This is a genomic window from Treponema endosymbiont of Eucomonympha sp. (assembly GCF_001028545.1).
In genome coordinates, this window is the sequence record NZ_BBPW01000638.1 from 1 (window position 1) to 450 (window position 450).

At 64.0% G+C, this 450-nt stretch carries 1 protein-coding gene; it reads left to right on the top strand.

What is annotated here, in order from left to right; translation table 11 throughout:
* Positions 1-450, top strand: a 450-nt coding sequence (locus AWU74_RS12975) for a DNA translocase FtsK (protein ID WP_306701121.1), incomplete at both ends; no start/stop codon positions are given.

A 450-nucleotide genomic window follows, 5' to 3' on the forward strand; every position in this document is an offset into this window, starting at 1 on the left:
AGCGTCGCCGAGGAAGCGTCTTTTGCCCGCGACGAAATGCCCGCCGCCGACACGCTGGCGGCTGAAATGAACGAATGCGGCGCGCCGCCGACCGAGACGGGCGCCTCTGAAGAACCGCCGGTTGAGCCGCTGACAGAAACTGCGGCGGTTGAAAGCGGCGAGACGATTCAGAGCGCGCCGTTACGGAGCGCCGCTGCTTCTCCCGCCGCGAAGCCGCTTCCGGCGGCGCAGAAGCGGTATCAGTTATCGCCGGAGGAGCTTTTGACGGCGTATCCCGACGGCGAATACTGGGTCATCGACGAGACGACCCGCAGAGCCGCCGACCTGCTGCGGGACACGCTGAGCGAATTCAACATAAAGGCGGACGTAACGGGTATACGGAAGGGGCCGGTCATTACAATGTTTGAAATCCTGCCCGCGCCGGGGGTGAAGCTCAGCAAAATCGTCGCG